Source organism: Pseudonocardia sp. SID8383 (assembly GCF_009864975.1).
In the GTDB taxonomy this organism is placed as follows: Bacteria; Actinomycetota; Actinomycetes; order Mycobacteriales; family Pseudonocardiaceae; genus Pseudonocardia; species Pseudonocardia alni.
On sequence record NZ_WWFY01000599.1, the window covers coordinates 1 to 2,379 of the forward strand.

The 2,379-nt window shown below is 75.7% G+C and carries 3 protein-coding genes; all 3 read left to right on the plus strand.

Annotated features, from left to right (window positions below):
* A partial coding sequence (locus tag GTW08_RS14690; RefSeq protein WP_161152069.1) for an ADP-ribosylglycohydrolase family protein occupies window positions 1-245 on the plus strand: 245 nt, incomplete at its 5' end.
* Between the two features lie 12 nt (window positions 246-257).
* Window positions 258-1,700, plus strand: a complete 1,443-nt coding sequence (locus GTW08_RS14695) for a purine-cytosine permease family protein (protein WP_073576217.1) — start codon at window positions 258-260, stop codon at window positions 1,698-1,700.
* Window positions 1,697-2,379 (plus strand): PfkB family carbohydrate kinase (locus GTW08_RS14700; RefSeq protein WP_161152070.1); only part of this gene is annotated, 683 nt, incomplete at its 3' end. The genes GTW08_RS14695 and GTW08_RS14700, both read left to right, overlap by 4 nt.

Consider the following 2,379-nt stretch of genomic DNA (forward strand, 5'->3'; position numbering starts at 1 on the left):
TCGCCGCCCTCGGTCTCGCCGCCGCCCTCGGCGACGACCCGCGGGCCGCGCTGGTCACCGCCGCGTCCCTCGGCGGCGACACCGACACCGTCGCCGCGATCTGCGGCGCGGTCCTCGGGGCGGTGCACGGCGCCGCCGCACTGCCCGCCGACCTCGTCGGCACCGTCCGCCGGGTCAACGCGCCCCTGCTCGACCCCCTCGACGACGTGGTCGAGGGGCTGCTCCGCCTCCGCCTTCCCTCCTGACAGGAGGCCGCCATGGCCACCAGTACGACCGACACCGGCACCGCCGGGAACGGGACGCTCGAGACCCGGGGCATCGAGCCCGTCCCGGTCGCCGAGCGGCACGGCCGCCCGGGCCAGCTCTTCTGGGTCTGGTTCGCCGCCAACATCTCCATCCTCGGCCTCCCGCTGGGCGCGACGCTGGTCGCGTCCGGGCTCAACATCACCCAGGCCGTGCTCGCCGCGGTGCTCGGCAGCGTCGGGTCGTTCGCGATCGTCGGCGCGGTGTCGATCGCCGGTCGGCGTGGCGGGGCACCCGGCCTGACCCTGTCGCGCGCGGTGTTCGGCGCCCGCGGCAACATCGGACCGACCCTGGTGTCGCTGCTGTCGCGGCTGGGCTGGGAGACGGTGAACACCACCACGGCCGCGTTCGCGTTGCTGTCGCTGGTCACGATCGTCGCGGGCACCAGCCCGTCGGCGAAGGACCACCCGGTGATCACGATCGTCTGCATCGCGGTGTTCGTGCTGTGCACGGTGCTCGTCGCCGGGCTGGGGCACGCGGTGCTCGTGGCGGTGCAGCGCTGGGCGACCTGGGTGTTCGGTGCGCTGAACATCGTCGTCGGCGGGTTCCTGGTCGCCACCGTCGACTGGGCCGCGGTCGCCGCGGCCGCCCCCGCCCCGTCGGGTGCGGTCGTCGCCGCGGTCGGGGTGATCGCCGCCGGCACCGGGATCGGCTGGGCCAACGCGTCGGCCGACATGTCCCGCTACCAGTCCCCGTCGGTGCGGGCCGGTTCCCTGGTCGCCTCGGCCGCGGCCGGTGCGGGCATCCCGCTGGTCCTGCTCATCTCGCTGGGCAGCCTGCTCGCCGCCGGGGACCCGACCCTGGCGACGGCCGACGACCCGGTCGCCGCGATCCGCGACCTGCTCCCGGCCTGGATGGCGATCCCGTACCTGGTCGCCGCGTTCGGCGGGCTGCTGCTGTCCAACCACCTGTCGGTCTACTCGGCCGGGCTGACCACGCTGACCCTGGGCGTGCGGCTGCCGCGGGTGTACGCCGTCGTCGTCGACGTGCTGGTGACCTTCGCCGGTGCGATCTACTTCATGCTGATCGCCGACGGCTTCTACCCGCCGTTCATCGCCTTCATCAGCGCCCTCGCGGTCCCGATCACCGCGTGGGTCGGGGTGTTCGCCGTCGACATGCTGCGTCGCCGCCACTACGACCCGGTGGCCCTGATGGACACCTCGCGCGGCAGCGGCTACTGGTACCGCGGCGGGATCGAGCCGCGGGCGACGGCGGCCTGGGCGCTGGCGATCGTCGTCGGCTACCTGTTCGCCACCGTCGGGCCGTCGGCCGAGCCGTGGTTCACCGGGCCGCTCGCCGGCACCTGGTTCGGCGAGAACGGGCTGGCCTGGGTGATCACCTTCGTCGTCGCCGCCGGGGTGTACGCCGCGCTGGGCGGGGCCCGGGAGCAGCGGTGACCGGCAGGCTCGTCCACTCCGGACAGGTCCTGGTCGACCTGGTCATGCGGGTGCCCGCGCTGCCCCCGCCCGGCGGCGACGTGCTCGCCACCGCCACCACGATGCTGCCCGGCGGCGGGTTCAACGTCGTCGCCGCGGCCGCCCGGGCCGGGGCCGAGGTCCTCTACGCCGGCGGGCACGGCACCGGTCCGCACGGTGACCTCGTGCGGGCCGCGCTGGCCGCGGAGGGCGTCACGGCGACCGCGCCGCCCGATCCCGGCGGCGACACCGGCGTCTGCGTGACCCTGGTCGACCCGTCCGGGGAACGGACCTTCGTGACCGGCAGCGGGGTCGAGACCGCGCCGCCCGCCGGGCTCCCGGCGACCACCGCCGACGACGTGCTCTACGTCTCCGGCTACAGCCTGCTCGTCCCGGACAAGGCCGCGTCGCTGGTCGCCGCGGCCGAGGAGTCCTCGGCGACGGTCCTGCTCGATCCGGGGCCCCTGGTCACGGACGTGCCGGACGCGCTGTGGGAGCGGATGCTCGCCGCCACCGGGGTGCTGAGCACCAACGCGCGGGAGGCGCGGCTGCTCACCGGGGAGCCGACCGCGGCGCGTGCCGCCGGGGCCCTGGCCCGGCGGTTGCGCGACGACGCGGCCGTGGTCGTCCGCGACGGTGCCGCGGGCTGCGTGGTCGTCCG